Consider the following 17,371-nt stretch of genomic DNA (forward strand, 5'->3'; position numbering starts at 1 on the left):
GGTGCAGAGAACGCAGGCAGCGGCATCCTCTCGATTAGCTGTGAACGCGTCGGCGCACGCGAAAACCCCGCGACCTGGCTGGTCGCGGGGTTCGCAGTGCTCGGTGGTGCTAACTATTCGGCGTCGCGAGCCTGTACCCGGAGCGAACGCTCGACTCCGGCCAGGTTTTCGACCACGAGGCGGCGCAGAGCGGCCGGCTCGGGGTTCGCGTCGAGCCAGGTCTTCGTCGCGTCGGCGAGGGCCTGGTTGTTCAGCGGTGCCGGGTAGAGACCGATCACGAGCTTTTCGCCGATCGAGAAGCTGCGCGCCTCCCACACTCGCTGCAGCATCTCGAAGTAGGTCGGGACGAACGGCTCGAGCAGGCCTGAGTCGTTCACCCGCAGGAACCCGGCGGCCGTCGTGCGCACGATGGTCGTCGCAGCCGTGTCAACATCGATCAGCGACGACCAGGCGGCGAGCTTATCCTCCGCAGTGGGCAGGGCGGCCCGGGCCAGGGCAGCCGACTGTGCGCCGGTCGCCGTGTTGTCGGCCGCGAGGGCCGCGTCGATCTCAGCGGCGTCAGCGCGGCCACCGGCCACGAGGGCGGTGAGCAGCTCCCAGGCCAGGTCGGTGTCGACGGTCAGGCCATCGAGCACGGTGCTGCCCGAACGCAGCGCCGCCACGTTATCAAGCTGCGCCGGGGTGGCTGCGACGGAGGCGAAGAACTTCACGAACTGGAACTGGGCATCGCTTCCCACCGCCGCGCCCTGTGCGAGCGCCCAGAGTGCATCGGCGACCTCGGTCGTTACGGCTTCGCGGTACGGCTGCGCCACGTAGTAGCTCGCGGTGAGCACGACCTGGCCAAGCACGGTGCGCAGCGTGGTCGACTCGGTTTCGGTGGCGACATTGTTCAGCACCAGGCGCACGAAGTCGCGGGCCGTGGTTTCGGCGTCGCGGGTGGCGTCCCAGACCGAACCCCAGACCAGGGCGCGGGCGAGCGGGCTCTCAATGGCCGAGAGGTGCTCGAGCGCGACGGCCTCCGAAACCGGGTCGAGGCGCACCTTGGCGTAGCTGAGGTCGTCGTCGTTGAGCAGAATCAGGTCTGGGCGTTTCTGGCCGACGAGAGCGGGGACATCCGTTATCGAACCGTCAACGTCAAGCTCGACGCGATGCGTGCGCACGAGCTTCTGCGCGTCGTTGAAGGTGTAGAAACCGATCGCGAGGCGGTGCGGGCGAATCGTGGGGTAGTCGGCGGTCGCAGTCTGCAGCACAGTGAAGCCGGTGATCGTGCCCGTCTCGTCCGCGGCGATCTCTGGGCGCAGAGTGTTGACGCCGGCGGTCTCGAGCCAGAGCTGGGCCCAGCCGCTGAGGTCGCGGCCGCTGGCAGCCTCGAGCTCGACCAGCAGGTCGGAAAGCTCGGTGTTGCCCCACTGGTGCTTCTGAAAGTAGGAGCCGACGCCGGTGAAGAACGCGTCGATGCCGACCCAGGCGGCGAGCTGCTTGAGTACAGAGCCACCCTTGGCGTAGGTGATGCCGTCAAAGTTGACGAGCACATCATCGAGGTCGCGAATTGTGGCAACGACCGGGTGGGTCGAGGGAAGCTGGTCCTGCTTGTAGGCCCAGCTCTTCTCCATCACGGCGAAGGTTGTCCAGGCTTCATGCCACTCGGTGGCCTCGGCAGTGGCGATCGTCGACGCCCACTCGGCGAAGCTCTCGTTGAGCCAGAGGTCGTTCCACCAGGTCATGGTGACGAGGTCGCCGAACCACATGTGGGCGAGCTCGTGCAAAATGGTGACGACGCGGCGTTCCTTGATGGCGTCGGTCACCTTGGAACGAAAGATGTACGTTTCGGTGAAGGTGACCGCGCCGGCGTTCTCCATGGCGCCGGCGTTGAACTCCGGCACGAACAGCTGGTCGTACTTGTCGAAGGGGTAGGCGTAGCCGAACTTCTCCTCGTAGTAGGCGAAGCCCTGGCGGGTTTTCTCGAGGATGTAGTCGGCGTCGAGATATTCGCTGAGGCTCTTGCGGCTGAACACGCCGAGCGGGATGGTACGTCCGTCGCTCGAAACGAGTTCGCCGCGCACGACGGCGTAAGGACCAGCGATGAGGGCGGTGATGTAGCTCGAGATCACGTGGGTCGGTGCGAACGCCCACGTGCTGGCACCGTTGCCGGCGTCGGTCGGTTCGGGGGTGGTGGAGTTGGAAACAACCTGCCACTTGCTCGGCGCGGTGACGGTGAAAGCGAATTTCGCTTTGAGGTCGGGCTGCTCGAACACGGCGAATACGCGGCGAGAGTCGGGTACCTCGAACTGGCTGTAGAGATAGACCTCGTTGTCGACCGGGTCAACGAAGCGGTGCAGTCCCTCTCCGGTGTTGGTGTACAGCGCGTCGGCGACGACGATGAGCTCGTTTTCGGCCTGCAGATCATCCAACTGAATACGGATGCCGTCACTCACGACGGCCGGGTCGAGCGCCCCGCCGTTGAGGGTCACCGAGTGCACCGTGGAAGTAATGGCATCGATGAAGGTCGAGGCGCCGGGGGTCGCAATAAAGCGCACCGTGGTGGTGCTGCCAAAGGTGGTTGGACCGGTAGTGAGATCGAGCACGACGTCGTAGCTCGCGACGGTCACGAGCGCGGCGCGCTCCTGGGCTTCGATGCGGGTGAGATTTTCTCCAGGCAACTTGGTTCTCCAATTCGGTTCACGATTGTGAGGCTTTGGCGCTCGTGGCGCCATCGCACCCCTTAAGCCTAACCATGACTGGTTGCCGCGCTGGCTAAGGCGTGGCTCTGCTCATCCTGGTGAGAGTGAGCAAAAGATCTGCAGGTTCGGCGGCAACTTGTCGGTGCCGGTCGGTGCCGGTCAGTGCCGGTCAGTGGGTTTCGTCGGTATGGTCAGGTGCGCCCGGGGCGTCGGCGGGTAGCTTGACCGTGACTGGCGGGGTGCTACCGCTCGCCCTGAAGGAGACGAATTGGCGCGTCATTACGGCCGCCACACCGTGCAGTGGAACGTAGCCGCCACCGTTCGGCCCGTCGCCTGGCTCCTGATCGGGCTGCCAGCGCTCATTTTCGCCGCTGCTCGTGCCCAGGAGTCGCCGGGTCAGGGCCGCACCCGCCGACAACAAATCGTCGAGGGCGACCTGCAAATCGTCGTCGTCAACGGGTTCGGACCGGAGCGCGGCGCGCAACACGGCACGGCGGATGAGTTCCTTCGCGAAGGACCCCGTCACGCCCTCGGAACGTACGGCCGCCGCGTCGAGGGCGGCCGCGGTGAAGGGCAAGGTGCCTGCGTAGCGGCGGAACAGCCGCTCGCGTTCTGCCAGCGCGGGCAATGGCACCTCGACGGCGAGGTCGACCCGGCCGGGCCGTTCGGCGAGGGCTCGCTCCAGGACTTCGACCCGGTTGGTGGTCATGACGAAGGCCACATCGGCGTCACCGTCGAGTCCGTCGAGAGCGTCGAGCACCTCGAACAGCAGCGGCTGCGGCGTGGCGTGGCGCTGCATCGCGACCAGGTCGATGTCCTCAAGGACGACGATTGACGGCGCAAACGTGCGTGCGATCTCAGCTGCGGCTGCGATGTGCACGATGCTGGACCCGGTGAGCAGTACGGCCGTGATGCCCGGTGTTTCGCTCAGCAGGTGGCGCACGGTGAGCGTCTTACCGGTGCCGGGAGGACCGTAGAGCAGTACTCCGCGCTTTAGGTGCTGGCCGGCGGCGAGCAGGGCCTGGCGTTGCTCACCGATTCCGATGACGTGGTCGGAAATGGTGCCGAGGATTCCCTCCGGCAGCACGATCGCCGCAGCGGGCACGACGGGGCGTTCCAGAAAGGTGATTCCGGCGCCGGACCCGTATTCGGTTTGCACGAATGAGAGCACCTGCCCGCGCAGCACGCTGTGCTCGATCATGAGCTCGCGCAGGTGAGCCAGAAACGCGGTCACGATCTCCGGCGCGACCGCCATGATTTCGAGTTCGGCGGTGTTTCGCCCGAATTGCGGGTTCGCGGCGCGCTGCAGCACAGCGATCGGCTGGCCCGTAAAGCGGATGAGCCGCACGCCGAAGGAGACCACCTGACGGGTCGACGTCGGACCGGTCGCCCTGGCCGAGTAGTCCACCGGACCGGGGGCAAACCCCTGGAACGGGCTGGCCACGAGCTCGGAAAGGGTGGAGTGAAACCGCTGCTGGCCGCCGGATACGCCGAGCAATACATCAGGGTCGGGGCCGCTGAGGCTGGTCAGGGCGATATCGGCATCCACCAGTCGATGATCGGCGAGGGTCTCAGACACGACCGGCAAGGTCGACGCGTTCGCGCCGAGGTGCTCGGTGACCTTTTCGCCGAGCGGTGACAGCGCGGACCGGCCGCGGTCATCCGCGTTGGCGACGACGCGGTCCATGAACTGTTTGAAGGAACGTACGACGTCTCGGTCGAAAGTGTCCTCGGTCATGAATAAGTCCTTTCGATCGGGTAGCTAGCTGGACTGAGCGATGACTGCCTCGGCGACGGCCACCGCGTCGGTGCGGGACTCGACCTGGTACGCCGACTGGCCGAGCGAGAAGATCACGGTGCAAAACGACGACGTATCGGCGCTGATCTGCATGGCGTGCTCACCCTCGACCGCGCCCTCCGGGGCGACGGGCGGCAGGGCGGCCTGGCCGTCTGCGGTGACGAACACCGCGGCCACGTTATCGAGGGTGGCAATGTCGTCACAGGTGTAGGTGCTCGCCGTCGCTGTCGTCGGTGCGATCGTCGCTGGCGATTCTGACAGTTCTGCCGGGGGCTGAGCGGTGCATCCGCTGAGCGCCACGATGGCGAGAAGAACGGTCGGCGCGATGCGACCACGGCGTAACATTCGGTCAGCCTAGCAGCGGGCATTTTGCCGCATGAACCGTGCTTTCCTTGGTATTCCGTAACCAAACGGAGAGCATACCTGAATGGATCCCATAATGGTATGCTCAGGAAATGAGCCGACAAATAGCGGTGCGCCTGCCCGACGAATTAGTGGAATACCTTGACCAGGCGGTGGGTGAAGGGCGGGAAAGTAGCCGTGCTTCCGTGATCACTCAAGCTCTCGAACGAGAACGGCGACGCGAACTCGCCCTGCGCGACGTGCGCATTCTGACCGACCGTTTCGCTCAAGCCGACGATCTGGACGAACTTGCCAGCTTTGGCGCGAGTATTCCGTCTGACCTCGCCTAACGATGCGGGCACTTCACATAGCGCACCTCGACAGGGCCCGGCCGGTCCTCGTTCTAACGCGCGAACTCGTGCGCCCCCACCTCACCCGAGTTACCGTCGCACCGATCACCAGTACCGTGCGGGGTCTGTCGACCGAAGTCCCGGTAGGCCCCGCGAACGGCCTCGACCAGGACTGCGCGGTGAGCTGTGACAATGTCGTGACCATTCCGGTCGCCAGCCTCGGTCGCCAGATTGGCTTTCTGCTGCCCCAACAAGAGGTGCGGCTGAGTGCCGCCATCGCCGCGGCATTCGACCTCGACTGACTACCAGGCGCCCGGTTGGTAGTCCTTGAGAAAGACGCCGTAGAGGTCTTCGCCGGCCTCGCCGCGCACGATCGGGTCGTAGACCCGGGCCGCGCCATCAACCAGATCAAGCGGGGCATGAAAGCCCTCCTCGGCCAGGCGCACCTTGGTCGGGTGCGGACGCTCATCGGTGATCCAGCCGGTGTCGACGCTCGTCATGAGGATGCCGTCTTCGAGCATCTCCTTGGCGCTGGTGCGGGTGAGCATGTTCAGTGCGGCCTTGGCCATGTTGGTGTGCGGGTGGCCCGGTCCTTTATACCCGCGACCGAACACGCCCTCCATCGCCGACACGTTCACGATGTACGTTCGGCGGGCGGCGGATGCCGTGAGCGAGGCCCGCAGACGGCTCACCAATAAGAATGGTGCGGTCGTATTGCACAGCTGTACTTCGAGCATCTCGAGCGGGTCCACGTCTTCGACGTTCGCGGTCCAGCTGTTCCGCGAGTGCAGGTCGGGTACGAGACCGCCGGCGTCGATCGCGGTGCCAGCGGCGAGTCGCTCAAGCGACGAGGACCCCGCCGCGAGGGCCAGCCGGGTGAGGTCATCCGCTGTGAGGGCGCCGGCACCGGACGCGGCCGCGAGCAGCGGGTGACCGGAGACCGACGCGGCCAGGGCGAGCGGATGCGCATCGTTGGTGTGCCCGAATGACACGATCTCGGGCAGCGGGCCGTCGGGCAGGGGAGATTCCTCGGCCTCGACGAGCGGGGAGTACGAGCCGCGCGAGCGGCGCACGGTCTGCGCTGCGTTGTTGATGAGAATGTCGAGCGGACCCTGGGCCGCAACCGAATCGGCGAGCGCGATCACCTGGGCCGGGTCACGCAAATCGATACCGACGATGCGCAGGCGGTGCAGCCAATCCTTCGAATCGTCCATCGCGGCGAAGCGGCGAACGGCATCGCGCGGAAACCGGGTGGTGACGGTGGTGTGAGCGCCGTCACGCAGCAGGCGCAGCGCGATGTACATGCCGATTTTGGCGCGGCCGCCGGTGAGCAGCGCCCGCTTGCCACTGAGATCGGTGCGAGCGTCGCGCTTGGCGTGACCGGAGAGGGCGCAGCTCGGGCAGAGCTGGTGGTAGAACGCGTCGACCACGGTGTACTTCTGCTTGCAGATATAGCAGGCGCGGGGAACGAGCAGCTCGCCGGCCGTCGCCGCGCTGGTGCCGAGGGAGAGCTGGGCGCCTCGGGTTTCGTCGTCGATGCGGGTCGGGGCGCCGGTCGCTGTGGCGGCGATGACGCTGCGATCGGCGTCGGCGATGACCGCGCGTTTCTCCAAACGCCTGGACATCTTGACCGACTTGAACATCTTGGCGGTCGCCTGGCGCACGGTGACGAAGTCGGCGCTGTCCGGGTCCACGTCGCGCAGCGAGGCGAGCACCCGCAGGGTCACTTCGAGGTCGTGCGGGTCGATTCCGGCGAATTCGGGGGCCGCCGCGCTCGATTCGGCTGCGCTCGCGTCGGTGGGCGCAGTGGTGGGGGGCGCGGTGGTCATCCGCGAATTCTACGCGGGCCGACTGTGAGCATCCGTTCAACCGACGACAAACGGGCGTGCGCGACCGAAACCGCCCACGCCCGCCGGCAACTACTGAACTAGACCTGGGCCGGTTCCTGAATGGGAATGGCGATGGTCGGCGGCTCGTAGGTGTGGTCGAACGGCATCTGGTCAGTGTCGAGCAGGGGGTTGTCGTCCTGCGTCTTCACCAGTTCGTGCGCTTCCTCGTCGGTGTTCACGCTTGGCATGGAGCCCGGCAGCGGGCGGTTGGCTGATTCGCGCAGGAAGAAGATGGCGATCGCCCCGATGAACGAGGTGGCCATCAGGTAGAGCGCCGGCATCATGTCGTTGCCGGTGCCCACGATGAGCGCGGCGATGATGAACGGCGTGGTGCCGCCGAAAATGGCTACGGCGAAGTTGTACGAGATACCCATGGCGCCGTACCGGCTCGCCGTCGGGAACAGGGCCGGCAGGGCCGAGGCGAGGTTCGAGACGTAGAACGTGACCGGGAACGCAATAAGTGCCAAGCCGAACAGCGTCGACCAGATGTCGCCGATGCCGATCAGCAGGAACGCCGGGTAGGCCAGCACCACCGTGCTGATGGCTCCGATCCACAGCACCGGGCGCCGTCCGATTCGGTCAGACAGGCGGCCGGCCAGCGGGATGCACAGCGCCATGATCACGAGAATCGGAATGGTCAGCGCCGTTCCGTGCAGCTCGTCATAGCCCTTGTTCTCGGTGAGATAGGTGGGCATATAGGAGGTGAGCGCGTAGCCGACCGTGTTCGCCGCGGCGACCAGGATCATGGCGATGATGATGTTGCGCCAGTAGGCCTTGAAGATCTGGATCGGGCCCTTAGGGGTTTCGGCAGTGGCACCCACTGGGTTCTTCTGGGCGGCTTCCTGGGCGTCGAGGGTGGCCTGAAACGCGGGCGACTCGTCGATCTTCATACGGAAGTAGATGGCGACCAGGCCGAGCGGCCCGGCAATGAGGAACGGGATGCGCCAGCCCCAATCCTCCATGACCGACTGACCGAGTGTGAGCTGCAGCACCGAGACGAGCGAGGCTCCGATGGCGAAGCCGAGGTAGCTGCCCATGTCGAGAAAGCTGGCAAAATAGCCGCGCTGCTTGTCGGGTGCGTGCTCGCTGACGAAGGTCGTCGCACCGGCGTACTCGCCGCCGGTGGAGAACCCCTGCACGAGCTTGACGAACACGAGCAGCACCGCCGCCCAGACGCCGATCTGCGCGTAGCCGGGCAGCAGGCCGACCGCGAAGGTCGAGGCGGCCATCAGAATCAGTGTGGTGGCGAGCACCTTCTGGCGACCGATCCGGTCGCCGAGCCAGCCGAAGAACACGCCGCCGAGCGGTCGGGCGAAGAACGTCGCGGCGAAGGTGCCGAGCAGAAACAGGGTTTGAACGGATGCGTCGGCCTCTGGCAGGAAGACGGGCCCCATGGTGGTGATGAGGTATCCGAAGATACCGACGTCGTACCATTCCATGGTGTTTCCCACGATGGTGCCGCCGAGGGCGCGCTTCATAATGGGCTTGTCGACGACGTTGACGTCGGATACTGAGATGCGGCGGCGCAGGAGAGCCTTTTTGGGCTTCACCGCGGCGGCGGCGGCGGCGCTCGTGGCGCCGGAATTCGCGTTGGGCGTGCTTCGGTCAATGGGCATGTTAATTTCTCCCGGGGAGATATTGTGCTTGCGACGTAGAGCTGTACTGCATAGTGCAGATTTTTTTCGACCCATCGACAATACCTGAATGGGGGGCATTGCTCTAATTGGAATTCTCGGGTTCGGGGATGAACGGGCCCGCACGCCCCCGCTTAGGCTGGTTGCATGACTGATTCTGTGGATTTCTGGTTTGACCCCTCGTGCCCCTGGGCCTGGATGACTTCGCGCTGGGTGGACGAGGTCGCTCGGCTGCGTCATTTCGAGGTGACCTGGCATGTCATGAGCCTCGCCGTGCTCAACGAAGATCAGCAGGTGAGCGAGGAGTACGCGGCGTTCTTTCCGCGGGCACTCAAGTACACCCGCCTCGTCGCCGCCGCCAATGAACTGCACGGCCAGGCGATGGTCAAGGCCCTCTACGACGCACTGGGCCAGCAGATTCACCCAGGCAGCAATACGAACCCGGACGAGGTCATTCCGGCCGCGCTCGCCGAGGTCGGCCTGCCTGCCAGCTTCGCCGCCTACGCCGACAGTGACGAGTACGACCGCCAGATGCGGGCGAGCCACTTTGACGGCATCAACAGGGTCGGCCAGGACGTGGGAACGCCCGTGATCGCGGTGAACGGTGTCGCTTTCTTCGGCCCGGTCATTTCCCCGGCCCCGATGGGTGAGCAGGCCCTGGCCCTCTGGGACGGCGTCGTTGCGCTGGCGAGCTACGACGGATTCTTCGAACTCAAGCGCAGTCGAACCCGCGAGCCTATTTTCGCCCAGGCCGTCAGCACGTCGGCCAGCACAAAATAGACTGCTCATATGCGCATCCACATCGCCACGGACCATGCCGGTCTCGACCTCAGCCACCACCTGATCACGCACCTGCGTGCGGCCGGGCACGAGGTCGTCGACCACGGGCCCCAGACCTACGACGCCCTCGATGACTACCCTGCTTTTTGTATTAATGCAGCGCAGGCCACCGTCGACGACCGAGAAAGCGGCATCGAAGCGCTCGGCGTCGTGTTCGGCGGTTCCGGCAACGGCGAGCAGATGGCCGCCAACAAGGTGTCCGGTGCCCGCGCCGCCCTGGTCTGGAACCTCAGCACGGCCCGTCTGGCCCGTGAGCACAATGACGCCAACGTTATTTCCATCGGTGCCCGCGAGCACACCATCGAGGAAGCCACCAGCTTCATCGACGCGTTCATCGCCGAGCCGTTCAGCGACGAGGAGCGTCACGTGCGTCGTATCCACCAGCTCGGAGAGTATGAAACGACCGGAACCATCGCCGGAAAAGACGTCGACGGCGTCGTGAACTGAGGTGCCAGAGGGCCACTCCGTTCACCGCATCACCCGCCAGTTTCAACGCAACTTCGTCGGCCACCGGGTCACCGTCTCTTCACCGCAGGGACGGTTCGTGATCGGTGCCGCCCAGCTCAGCGGGCACACGGTAACGGATGCCCGCGCCGTCGGCAAACAGATGTTTCTGGAGTTCGACCACGGACTGTGGCTGCGCATCCACCTGGGCATGTATGGGGCGTGGGATTTCAGCGGCGAGATTCAGATGGATGCCACGATGGCTTCGGCCAACGGCCGGATGGGGCAAACCAACCAGCACGGCACGGATCTACCAACGTTTGACTCCGCGGGGGAGAACTCGATCTTCAGCATCGGAGCGCCCCGCCGCACCCGGGTGCGCATGTCAGAGCAGGAGAAAGAGATCGACCTCGCCGACACCTTTCCGCCGGAGCCTGTCGGCCAGGTGCGCGTGCGCCTGCTCAGCGACACGGTGTGCGCCGACCTGCGCGGACCGACCGCCTGCGAGGTACTCGACCCAGCCCAGGTCGAGGCCGTCATCGCCAAGCTCGGGCCCGACCCCGAGCTGGAGAATACGCCGCAAGCGGAGCAGCGCTTCGTCAGCGTCGTGCGCAAGAAGCCCACCCCGATCGGCCGCCTGCTGATGGACCAGACCGTGGTCAGCGGAATCGGCAACGTGTATCGCGCCGAAATGCTCTTTCGCGCGGGACTCAACCCGCACGCGCCCGGAAAATCGCTCAGCGACGAAACCGTACGCGACCTGTGGAGCGACTGGGCACACCTCCTTCACATCGGGGTGGCGACCGGCCAGATGATGACCATGGACGGCCTCGATGGCGAGCCGTACCGACTCGCCATGAAGAATCGGGCCGACCGGCACTGGGTGTACAAGCGGGAGGGGCTGCCCTGCCGTGTCTGCGGCACCCACATCGTGCTTGAAGAGATGGCCGCCCGCAAGCTGTACTGGTGCCCGCGCTGCCAGGCCTGAGTCCCTGTGGTGTCAGCGCACTGGGTGGACTGCGAAAATAGAAGCATGATCCGAATTGCCAGGCCCCGTCGTCGCGTCGCCACCTTTGTGAGCGTCGTCGGCGCGGTCGTGTTGGCTCTCGGCCTCACCGCGTGTTCCGGCGAAGACGGGGCCGGCGTGATCGACACGGTCGGCAGCGTTGACTTCGTCAACCCGCTCGCGATCCCGCCGCTGGCCGAATCAACCGTCAATGCCGCCGGTGAGCGGGTGTTCGACCTCACGGCGGAGGCTGGCACGACCGAGTTCACTCCGGGCGTCGTGACCGAGACCTGGGGCTACAACGGCAGCTACCTCGGCCCGACGATCGTCGCCCGGCGCGGCGAAAACGTGCGCATAAACGTCAACAATGACCTCGACGTAGCCACCACCGTGCACTGGCACGGCGCCAATCTGCCCGCCGAAATGGACGGTGGACCGCACCAGATGGTCGAGCCCGGCGCCGAATGGAGCCCCAACTTCGAGATTGACCAGCCAGCCTCAACCCTTTGGTATCACCCACACCCGGAAGGCGATACCGAGCACCAGGTGGAGATGGGTCTGGCTGGGGTCTTCATCGTGCAGGACGACGAGGAGGCAGCCCTAAACCTGCCGCGCAGCTACGGCGTCGACGATATTCCGGTGGTGGTGCAGGACCGCCGTTTCGACGAGAACGGGCAGTTCGTCACCGACGGGCGCGGCTACATCGGTCCGATCGGTGACCAGCTGCTCGTCAACGGCACCCTCGCGCCCTACCTCGACGTCACCTCCGAGGTGGTGCGCCTTCGACTGCTCAACGGGTCAACCTCCCGGGTTTACGACTTCGGATTGAGTGACGGCCGGTCCTTCGACCTGATCGGAACCGATGGCGGACTGCTGGAGGAGGCGGCGCCGATGGACGGCATCCGTTTGTCGCCGGGGGAACGCGCTGAAGTGCTCGTTGAGCTGGTGCCGGGGGAGACCGTGAACCTGCAGTCGAACCCGCCAGACCTCGGCATCTCAGCCAGTGCCGCGACGCGCAACGCCGGTGACGACACCCTCGATGTGCTGGAGCTGCGCGCCGCCGACACGCTCAGCAGCATCGGGGAGACCGCCAGCACCCTCGCGAGCATCGAACCGCTCGACAAAGCGGATGCCACAGTCGACCGGTCGTTCACCCTCAACGGCTACACGATCAACAATCGGCTGATGGACATGACCCGCATCGACGAGACGATCGAGGCCGGCGCGACCGAGGTCTGGACCGTCGACAACGCCATGCCGCTGCCCCACAACTTTCACGTGCACGGCGTGCAGTTTCAGGTGCTGCGGGTGGGCACCGAGCCGCCGCCCGTCGAGCTGTCGGGCTGGAAGGACACGATCTACCTCGAGCCCGGAGTGCGCTACGAACTCATTATGCAGTTTGCGGAATATACCGACCCCGACTTTCCGTATATGTTCCACTGCCACATGCTCTCGCACGAGGACGCCGGAATGATGGGCCAGTTCGTCGTGGTCGAGCCCGGAGAGGAAGCAGGCACCCCGCCGACCGCTCACGACGCCATCGTTCCCCAGTCGAACCTGGCCGTCGGGAGCGGGCCGCGGGCACTCGCGCCAGCCCACGGTCACTAGCTGTCCGCATCCGCTTAACGAGAGAAAGCCGCCAGCTTGAGCCGGCGGCTTTCAGTGTCTCTGCATTAAACAGAGGGGTCGACGGGAATCGAACCCGCGTCATAAGTTTGGAAAACTCAGGCTCTACCATTGAGCTACGACCCCAGGCCCAAAATCTGGGCACTCGAATATCGTAGTACAGGAAACCGGGGGTCGTTTGCCAGTGCGGGCGCATCCGCTCGAAAGGCGTGCATTAGACTGACTGAGGTCATTCCGCGTGTCGCGAGCTACTGCGTGCACCACCGGATTGGTTCCCCAACAAAGTAGTACCGATGGGTCGAAGTAGATCCGGGGCGTAGCTCAGCTTGGTAGAGCGCTCGTTTTGGGGGCGAGAAGTCGCAGGTTCAATTCCTGTCGCCCCGACATTATCCGCAGCACACCGTTTCAATACACAGGAGAGTCTCGAGTGAAGTCCACGGTCGAAAAACTGAGCCCCACGCGCGCCAAGCTCACCATTACGGTGAGCCCCGACGAGCTGAAGCCAGCCATCACCCATGCTTACGGCCACATTGCCGAAGACATCAACATCCCCGGTTTCCGTAAGGGCAAGGTCCCGCCGGCAATCATCGACCAGCGCGTCGGCAAGGCCGCCGTTCTGGAGCACGCCGTCAACGAGGGTCTCGACGGTTTCTACCGCGCGGCTGTCGAAGAGAACAAGCTGCGCCCGCTCGGCCGTCCAGAGGCCGACATCGTCGAATGGCCGAGCAACACCGACTTCTCCGGTGACCTGCTCCTCGCCATCGAGGTTGACGTGCGCCCGGAGATCGAGCTTCCCAGCTACGACGGCCTCAAACTCACCGTTGACGCCGTCGCGGTGTCCGACGAGGAAGTCGCCGAAGAGCTCGACAAGCTGCGCAGCCGCTTCGGCACGCTCATCACGGTGGACCGCCCCGCCAAGACCGGCGACTTCGCCCAGATCGACCTGAACGCCGCGATCGACGGCGAAGAGGTTGACACCGCGAGCGGAATCTCCTACGAGGTTGGCTCCGGAGACCTCATCGACGGCATCGACGAGGCGCTTGACTCGCTCAGCGCCGGCGAGACCACGACCTTCAACTCCGACCTCATGGGCGGAGACCACGAGGGTGAGACGGCCGAGATCACCATCACGGTTATCGCCGTCAAGGAGCGCGAGCTTCCCGAGGCGAACGACGACTTCGCTCAGATCTCCAGCGAGTTCGACACGATCGCCGAGCTGACCGAGAGCCTCAAGGTTCAGGTTGAGAAGTCCAAGGCCTTCGGCCAGGGCAGCCAGGCCCGTGAGCGTCTCATCGAGACGCTTCTCGGCTCGGTCGAGGTTCCGATCCCCGCCGCGATCATCCTCGACGAAGTCAACCGTCACCTCGAGGGCGAAAGTCGCCTGGAAGACGACACTCACCGCGCCGAGGTCACCGAAGCCAGCGAGAAGACGTTCCGTCAGCAGATTCTGCTCGACACGATCGCCGAAGCCGAGCAGGTCAAGGTCAGCCAGGACGAACTCACCCAGTACCTCATTCAGGGTGCCAGCCAGTACGGCATGGACCCGAGCGAGTTCGTGCAGACGCTCAACACCAACGGACAGATCCCGTCGATGGTGGCCGAGGTCGCCCGCAACAAGGCCCTCGCCATTGCCCTGGGCAAGGCCGAGGTCGTTGACTCCAACGGCAAGCCGGTCGACCTGAGTGAATTCACCGGCCCGGTCGGCGACGACACGGCTGTTGAAGCGGATGCTGCTGACAGCGCAGTCGAGGCAGCCCCGGCCGCCGAGGCTGACGCTGAGGTCGCAGCTGAGGTCGACGAGAAGCCCAAGAAGAAGAAGGCTGCTGCCAAGAAGTAGTACCTGTGTGCGTGAGAGGCCGGCTGGTCAGTACTTTTTAGAGGTGCTGGCCAGCCGGCCTCTTGCATGCCGCCGGGCACCTGTGCGATGGCCGGTAATCTGCCGAGGGCGAACAGAGCCATTTTGACGCTCGCGCTCCGATAGATTCATTGAGAAGCGACAACTGAAACGGAGCACGACATGGCCGACCCGACACCCACCAATGGTGTATTTGACCGACTGCTGAAGGACCGCATCATCTGGCTCGGCTCAGAGGTCCGTGACGAAAACGCGAACGAGATCTGCGCCAAGATCCTCTTGCTGGCAGCGGAAGATTCCAAACGCGACATCTACCTCTACATCAACTCTCCCGGCGGCTCGATCACCGCCGGCATGGCGATCTACGACACGATGCAGTTCGTACCCAACGACATCGTCACGGTCGGTATCGGCATGGCAGCCTCGATGGGTCAGTTCCTGCTTACCTCGGGGACCAAGGGTAAGCGATACATCACCCCGAACGCTCGCGTGCTTCTGCACCAGCCGTCCGGCGGGTTCGGCGGCACGGCCGCCGACATCCAGACCCAGGCTCGCCTCATCCTCGACATGAAGCAGCGCCTCTCCGAGATCACGGCCGCGCAGACCGGCAAGACCCCCGAGCAGATCAACGCCGACGGTGACCGCGACAACTGGTTCAGTGCGCAGGAAGCCCTCGAGTACGGTTTCGTCGACCATCTCCGCGCATCCGCTTCGGATGTCATCGGCGGCGGCGGCACCGACCCCGACGCCGACGCCACCAAGTAGTCCGCCGAAACTGAACAGGAAGAAATCATGACTATCCCCACATTCGGTGGAACGGCCTACAGCTCGATGGGCGGCTCGACCAAGCACTTGACTAATAACGGCGCACCTGAATCGCGCTACATCCTCCCCACCTTCGAAGAACGCACCGCCTACGGCTACAAGCGCCAGGACCCGTACGCCAAGCTGTTCGAGGACCGCATTATCTTCCTCGGCGTGCAGGTTGACGACGCCTCCGCCGACGACGTGATGGCCCAGCTCCTCGTGCTCGAAAGCCAGGACCCGGACCGCGACATCACGATGTACATCAACTCGCCCGGTGGATCGTTCACCGCCATGACGGCGATCTACGACACCATGCAGTACATTCGCCCGCACGTGATGACGGTGTGCCTCGGCCAGGCGGCATCCGCTGCGGCCGTATTGCTCGCCGGTGGAACCGCCGGCAAGCGCCTCGCGCTGCCGAACGCGCGTATCCTGATTCACCAGCCCTCGGTTGGTGGGCAGGGTGGCGGCCAGGCTTCTGATATCGAGATTCAGGCCGCCGAGATTCTGCGCATGCGGGTCTGGCTCGAAGAGACCCTCGCGCACCACTCCAACCGGAGCGTTGAGCAGGTCAATAAGGACATCGATCGCGACAAGATCATGAGCGCGGCCGAGGCCCTCGAGTACGGCCTGATCGACCAGGTTCTGACCAGCCGCAAGAACCTTCCGATGTTGGTTAAGTAGCCGCACACCGAAATACCGCTGCGGCGCGTCGCCTTCGGGCGCCGCGCCGTTTCGGTTTGTGGCGCGCTGCACGAAAGTGTCGGACGCACAGGCTAGGCTCAATTGCAGCGAGACCAATGGAGGAGGCGGACATGGCCCGAATAGGCGAAAGTGCCGACCTGCTCAAGTGTTCCTTCTGCGGAAAGAGCCAGAAGCAGGTACAACAGCTCATCGCCGGCCCCGGCGTGTACATCTGTGACGAGTGCGTCGAGCTGTGCAACGAGATCATTGAAGAGCGACTGGCCGAGGCCGGCTCTGAAGCGACCGCCGGTGAATTCGACCTCCCCAAGCCCAAAGAAATCTTCGGTTTCCTCGAGGAATACGTCATCGGCCAGGAACCCGCCAAGCGTGCCCTCGCCGTCGCCGTGTACAACCACTACAAGCGTGTGCGGTCTCGTGCCACGCTCACCGCGGCCGAGGCGATCCACGACGATGTCGAGATTGCCAAGTCCAATATTCTGCTGATCGGCCCGACCGGCTGTGGCAAGACCTACCTGGCCCAGACCCTGGCCAAGCGTCTCAATGTACCCTTCGCCGTAGCGGATGCGACGGCCCTCACCGAGGCCGGCTACGTCGGTGAAGACGTCGAAAACATTCTGCTCAAGCTGATTCAGGCCGCCGACTACGACGTCAAGCGCGCCGAGACCGGCATTATTTACATCGACGAGATCGACAAGATCGCCCGCAAGGCCGAGAATCCGTCGATCACCCGCGACGTCTCCGGCGAGGGCGTGCAGCAGGCGCTCCTGAAGATCCTCGAGGGCACCATTGCCTCCGTGCCCCCACAGGGTGGGCGCAAGCATCCGCATCAAGAGTTCATTCAGATCGACACCACGAACGTACTATTCATCGTGGCCGGCGCCTTCGCCGGGCTCGAAGACATCATCTCGTCTCGGGCCGGCAAGAAGGGCATCGGTTTCGGCGCTCCGCTGCACATCAAGGGCGACGACATCAACCTGTTCAGCGAGGTTCTGCCCGAAGACCTGCACAAGTTCGGGCTGATTCCCGAGTTCATCGGCCGGCTTCCCGTCGTCACGACGGTCACCCAGCTCGACCAGGTGGCGCTCATGCAGATTCTCACCGTGCCCAAGAACGCGCTCGTGCGGCAATATCAGCGCATGTTCGAGCTCGACGGCGTTGAGCTGGAATTTGAGCAGCCCGCCCTGGAAGCCATTGCCGACCTGGCTGTGCTTCGCAAGACCGGTGCCCGCGGTTTGCGCGCCATCCTCGAAGAAGTGCTTGGACCGGTCATGTTCGAGGTGCCCTCCAGCACCGACGTCGAGCGGGTCATCATCACCCGCGACACCGTGTTGAACAATGCCCCCGCTGAAATGGTGCTGCACAAAACCCGCCAGGTGAAGTCGGCGTAAGCCGCT

General features: G+C 64.5%; 15 protein-coding genes and 2 tRNA genes. 11 read left to right on the top strand and 6 right to left on the bottom strand.

From position 1 onward, the window contains the following. Nucleotides 1–113 precede the first annotated feature (113 nt). The 3 genes from pepN to E3T43_RS02225 all read right to left on the bottom strand — a co-directional run bounded on the left by pepN (nt 114) and on the right by E3T43_RS02225 (nt 4,824). Nucleotides 114–2,660: an aminopeptidase N gene (gene pepN, locus E3T43_RS02215; RefSeq protein WP_134471164.1), complete on the bottom strand. Its 2,547-nt coding sequence runs from the start codon at nt 2,658–2,660 to the stop codon at nt 114–116. Nucleotides 2,661–2,850: 190 nt separating this feature from the next. Then, nucleotides 2,851–4,419 carry an AAA family ATPase gene (locus E3T43_RS02220; protein ID WP_134471165.1) on the bottom strand — a complete coding sequence of 523 codons (1,569 nt, stop codon included), beginning with the start codon at nt 4,417–4,419 and terminating at the stop codon, nt 2,851–2,853. A gap of 24 nt (nt 4,420–4,443) precedes the next feature. Further along, complete coding sequence (locus E3T43_RS02225) at nt 4,444–4,824, bottom strand: hypothetical protein (protein WP_134471166.1); 381 nt, start codon at nt 4,822–4,824, stop codon at nt 4,444–4,446. 110 nt (nt 4,825–4,934) lie between these two features. On the opposite strand from E3T43_RS02225, the gene E3T43_RS02230 reads away from it, so the two are divergent. Together E3T43_RS02230 and E3T43_RS02235 are read left to right on the top strand one after the other, a co-directional pair. After that, on the top strand, nt 4,935–5,171 hold the full coding sequence (locus E3T43_RS02230) for a YlcI/YnfO family protein (protein ID WP_134471167.1): 237 nt from the start codon (nt 4,935–4,937) through the stop codon (nt 5,169–5,171). Between the two features lie 2 nt (nt 5,172–5,173). Next, nucleotides 5,174–5,473 (top strand): type II toxin-antitoxin system PemK/MazF family toxin, encoded by a 300-nt coding sequence (locus E3T43_RS02235; RefSeq protein WP_134471168.1) that lies wholly within the window; start codon nt 5,174–5,176, stop codon nt 5,471–5,473. Here E3T43_RS02235 and E3T43_RS02240 read toward each other — a convergent pair whose 3' ends face one another. Beyond that, nucleotides 5,474–7,000: an SDR family oxidoreductase gene (locus E3T43_RS02240; RefSeq protein ID WP_134471169.1), complete on the bottom strand. Its 1,527-nt coding sequence runs from the start codon at nt 6,998–7,000 to the stop codon at nt 5,474–5,476. A 98-nt stretch (nt 7,001–7,098) separates the two neighbouring features. Further along, complete coding sequence (locus tag E3T43_RS02245; RefSeq protein WP_134471170.1) at nt 7,099–8,676, bottom strand: MFS transporter; 1,578 nt, start codon at nt 8,674–8,676, stop codon at nt 7,099–7,101. Nucleotides 8,677–8,841: 165 nt separating this feature from the next. Between E3T43_RS02245 and E3T43_RS02250 the strand changes: the two genes are divergently transcribed. From E3T43_RS02250 to E3T43_RS02265, 4 genes are read left to right on the top strand one after another with little or no spacing between them, the layout of a single operon-like run. Further along, nucleotides 8,842–9,474, top strand: coding sequence for a DsbA family protein (locus tag E3T43_RS02250; RefSeq protein WP_092450842.1), 633 nt, complete (start codon nt 8,842–8,844; stop codon nt 9,472–9,474). A gap of 9 nt (nt 9,475–9,483) precedes the next feature. Next, the gene (locus tag E3T43_RS02255; protein WP_134471171.1) at nt 9,484–9,981 is read left to right on the top strand and encodes a ribose-5-phosphate isomerase; all 498 of its coding nucleotides are present in this window, start codon (nt 9,484–9,486) and stop codon (nt 9,979–9,981) included. Between the two features lies 1 nt (nt 9,982). Next, nucleotides 9,983–10,966: an Fpg/Nei family DNA glycosylase gene (locus tag E3T43_RS02260; RefSeq protein WP_134471172.1), complete on the top strand. Its 984-nt coding sequence runs from the start codon at nt 9,983–9,985 to the stop codon at nt 10,964–10,966. A gap of 45 nt (nt 10,967–11,011) precedes the next feature. Then, nucleotides 11,012–12,592, top strand: coding sequence for a multicopper oxidase family protein (locus E3T43_RS02265; RefSeq protein WP_134471173.1), 1,581 nt, complete (start codon nt 11,012–11,014; stop codon nt 12,590–12,592). A gap of 73 nt (nt 12,593–12,665) precedes the next feature. On the opposite strand, the gene E3T43_RS02270 is transcribed toward E3T43_RS02265, so the two are convergent. Further along, nucleotides 12,666–12,736: transfer RNA gene (locus E3T43_RS02270), tRNA-Gly, on the bottom strand. A 184-nt stretch (nt 12,737–12,920) separates the two neighbouring features. On the opposite strand from E3T43_RS02270, the gene E3T43_RS02275 reads away from it, so the two are divergent. The 5 genes from E3T43_RS02275 to clpX all read left to right on the top strand — a co-directional run bounded on the left by E3T43_RS02275 (nt 12,921) and on the right by clpX (nt 17,365). Next, nucleotides 12,921–12,994 (top strand) — tRNA-Pro (locus tag E3T43_RS02275). Between the two features lie 43 nt (nt 12,995–13,037). Then, nucleotides 13,038–14,447, top strand: a complete 1,410-nt coding sequence (gene tig, locus E3T43_RS02280) for a trigger factor (RefSeq protein ID WP_166791210.1) — start codon at nt 13,038–13,040, stop codon at nt 14,445–14,447. A 180-nt stretch (nt 14,448–14,627) separates the two neighbouring features. Then, nucleotides 14,628–15,230: an ATP-dependent Clp protease proteolytic subunit gene (locus tag E3T43_RS02285; protein ID WP_104133107.1), complete on the top strand. Its 603-nt coding sequence runs from the start codon at nt 14,628–14,630 to the stop codon at nt 15,228–15,230. Between the two features lie 66 nt (nt 15,231–15,296). Further along, nucleotides 15,297–15,956: an ATP-dependent Clp protease proteolytic subunit gene (locus tag E3T43_RS02290; protein WP_241977922.1), complete on the top strand. Its 660-nt coding sequence runs from the start codon at nt 15,297–15,299 to the stop codon at nt 15,954–15,956. A 131-nt stretch (nt 15,957–16,087) separates the two neighbouring features. Further along, entirely contained in the window at nt 16,088–17,365 is a 1,278-nt protein-coding gene (clpX, locus tag E3T43_RS02295) for an ATP-dependent Clp protease ATP-binding subunit ClpX (protein ID WP_092450827.1), read from the top strand. Nucleotides 17,366–17,371: the final 6 nt, after the last annotated feature.

This window comes from Cryobacterium sp. Hh7 (genome assembly GCF_004403155.1).
Taxonomy (GTDB): domain Bacteria; phylum Actinomycetota; class Actinomycetes; order Actinomycetales; family Microbacteriaceae; genus Cryobacterium; species Cryobacterium levicorallinum.

What these genes read in the sequence shown, in the direction of transcription:
- clpX (WP_092450827.1), top strand. Translation starts at nt 16,088, where the DNA reads ATGGCCCGAATAGGCGAAAGTGCCGACCTGCTCAAGTGTTCCTTCTGC.
- E3T43_RS02225 (WP_134471166.1), bottom strand. Translation starts at nt 4,824, where the DNA reads ATGTTACGCCGTGGTCGCATCGCGCCGACCGTTCTTCTCGCCATCGTG.
- E3T43_RS02240 (WP_134471169.1), bottom strand. Translation starts at nt 7,000, where the DNA reads ATGACCACCGCGCCCCCCACCACTGCGCCCACCGACGCGAGCGCAGCC.
- E3T43_RS02250 (WP_092450842.1), top strand. Translation starts at nt 8,842, where the DNA reads ATGACTGATTCTGTGGATTTCTGGTTTGACCCCTCGTGCCCCTGGGCC.
- E3T43_RS02290 (WP_241977922.1), top strand. Translation starts at nt 15,297, where the DNA reads ATGGGCGGCTCGACCAAGCACTTGACTAATAACGGCGCACCTGAATCG.
- E3T43_RS02245 (WP_134471170.1), bottom strand. Translation starts at nt 8,676, where the DNA reads ATGCCCATTGACCGAAGCACGCCCAACGCGAATTCCGGCGCCACGAGC.
- E3T43_RS02220 (WP_134471165.1), bottom strand. Translation starts at nt 4,419, where the DNA reads ATGACCGAGGACACTTTCGACCGAGACGTCGTACGTTCCTTCAAACAG.
- E3T43_RS02235 (WP_134471168.1), top strand. Translation starts at nt 5,174, where the DNA reads ATGCGGGCACTTCACATAGCGCACCTCGACAGGGCCCGGCCGGTCCTC.
- E3T43_RS02255 (WP_134471171.1), top strand. Translation starts at nt 9,484, where the DNA reads ATGCGCATCCACATCGCCACGGACCATGCCGGTCTCGACCTCAGCCAC.
- E3T43_RS02285 (WP_104133107.1), top strand. Translation starts at nt 14,628, where the DNA reads ATGGCCGACCCGACACCCACCAATGGTGTATTTGACCGACTGCTGAAG.
- E3T43_RS02230 (WP_134471167.1), top strand. Translation starts at nt 4,935, where the DNA reads ATGAGCCGACAAATAGCGGTGCGCCTGCCCGACGAATTAGTGGAATAC.
- E3T43_RS02265 (WP_134471173.1), top strand. Translation starts at nt 11,012, where the DNA reads ATGATCCGAATTGCCAGGCCCCGTCGTCGCGTCGCCACCTTTGTGAGC.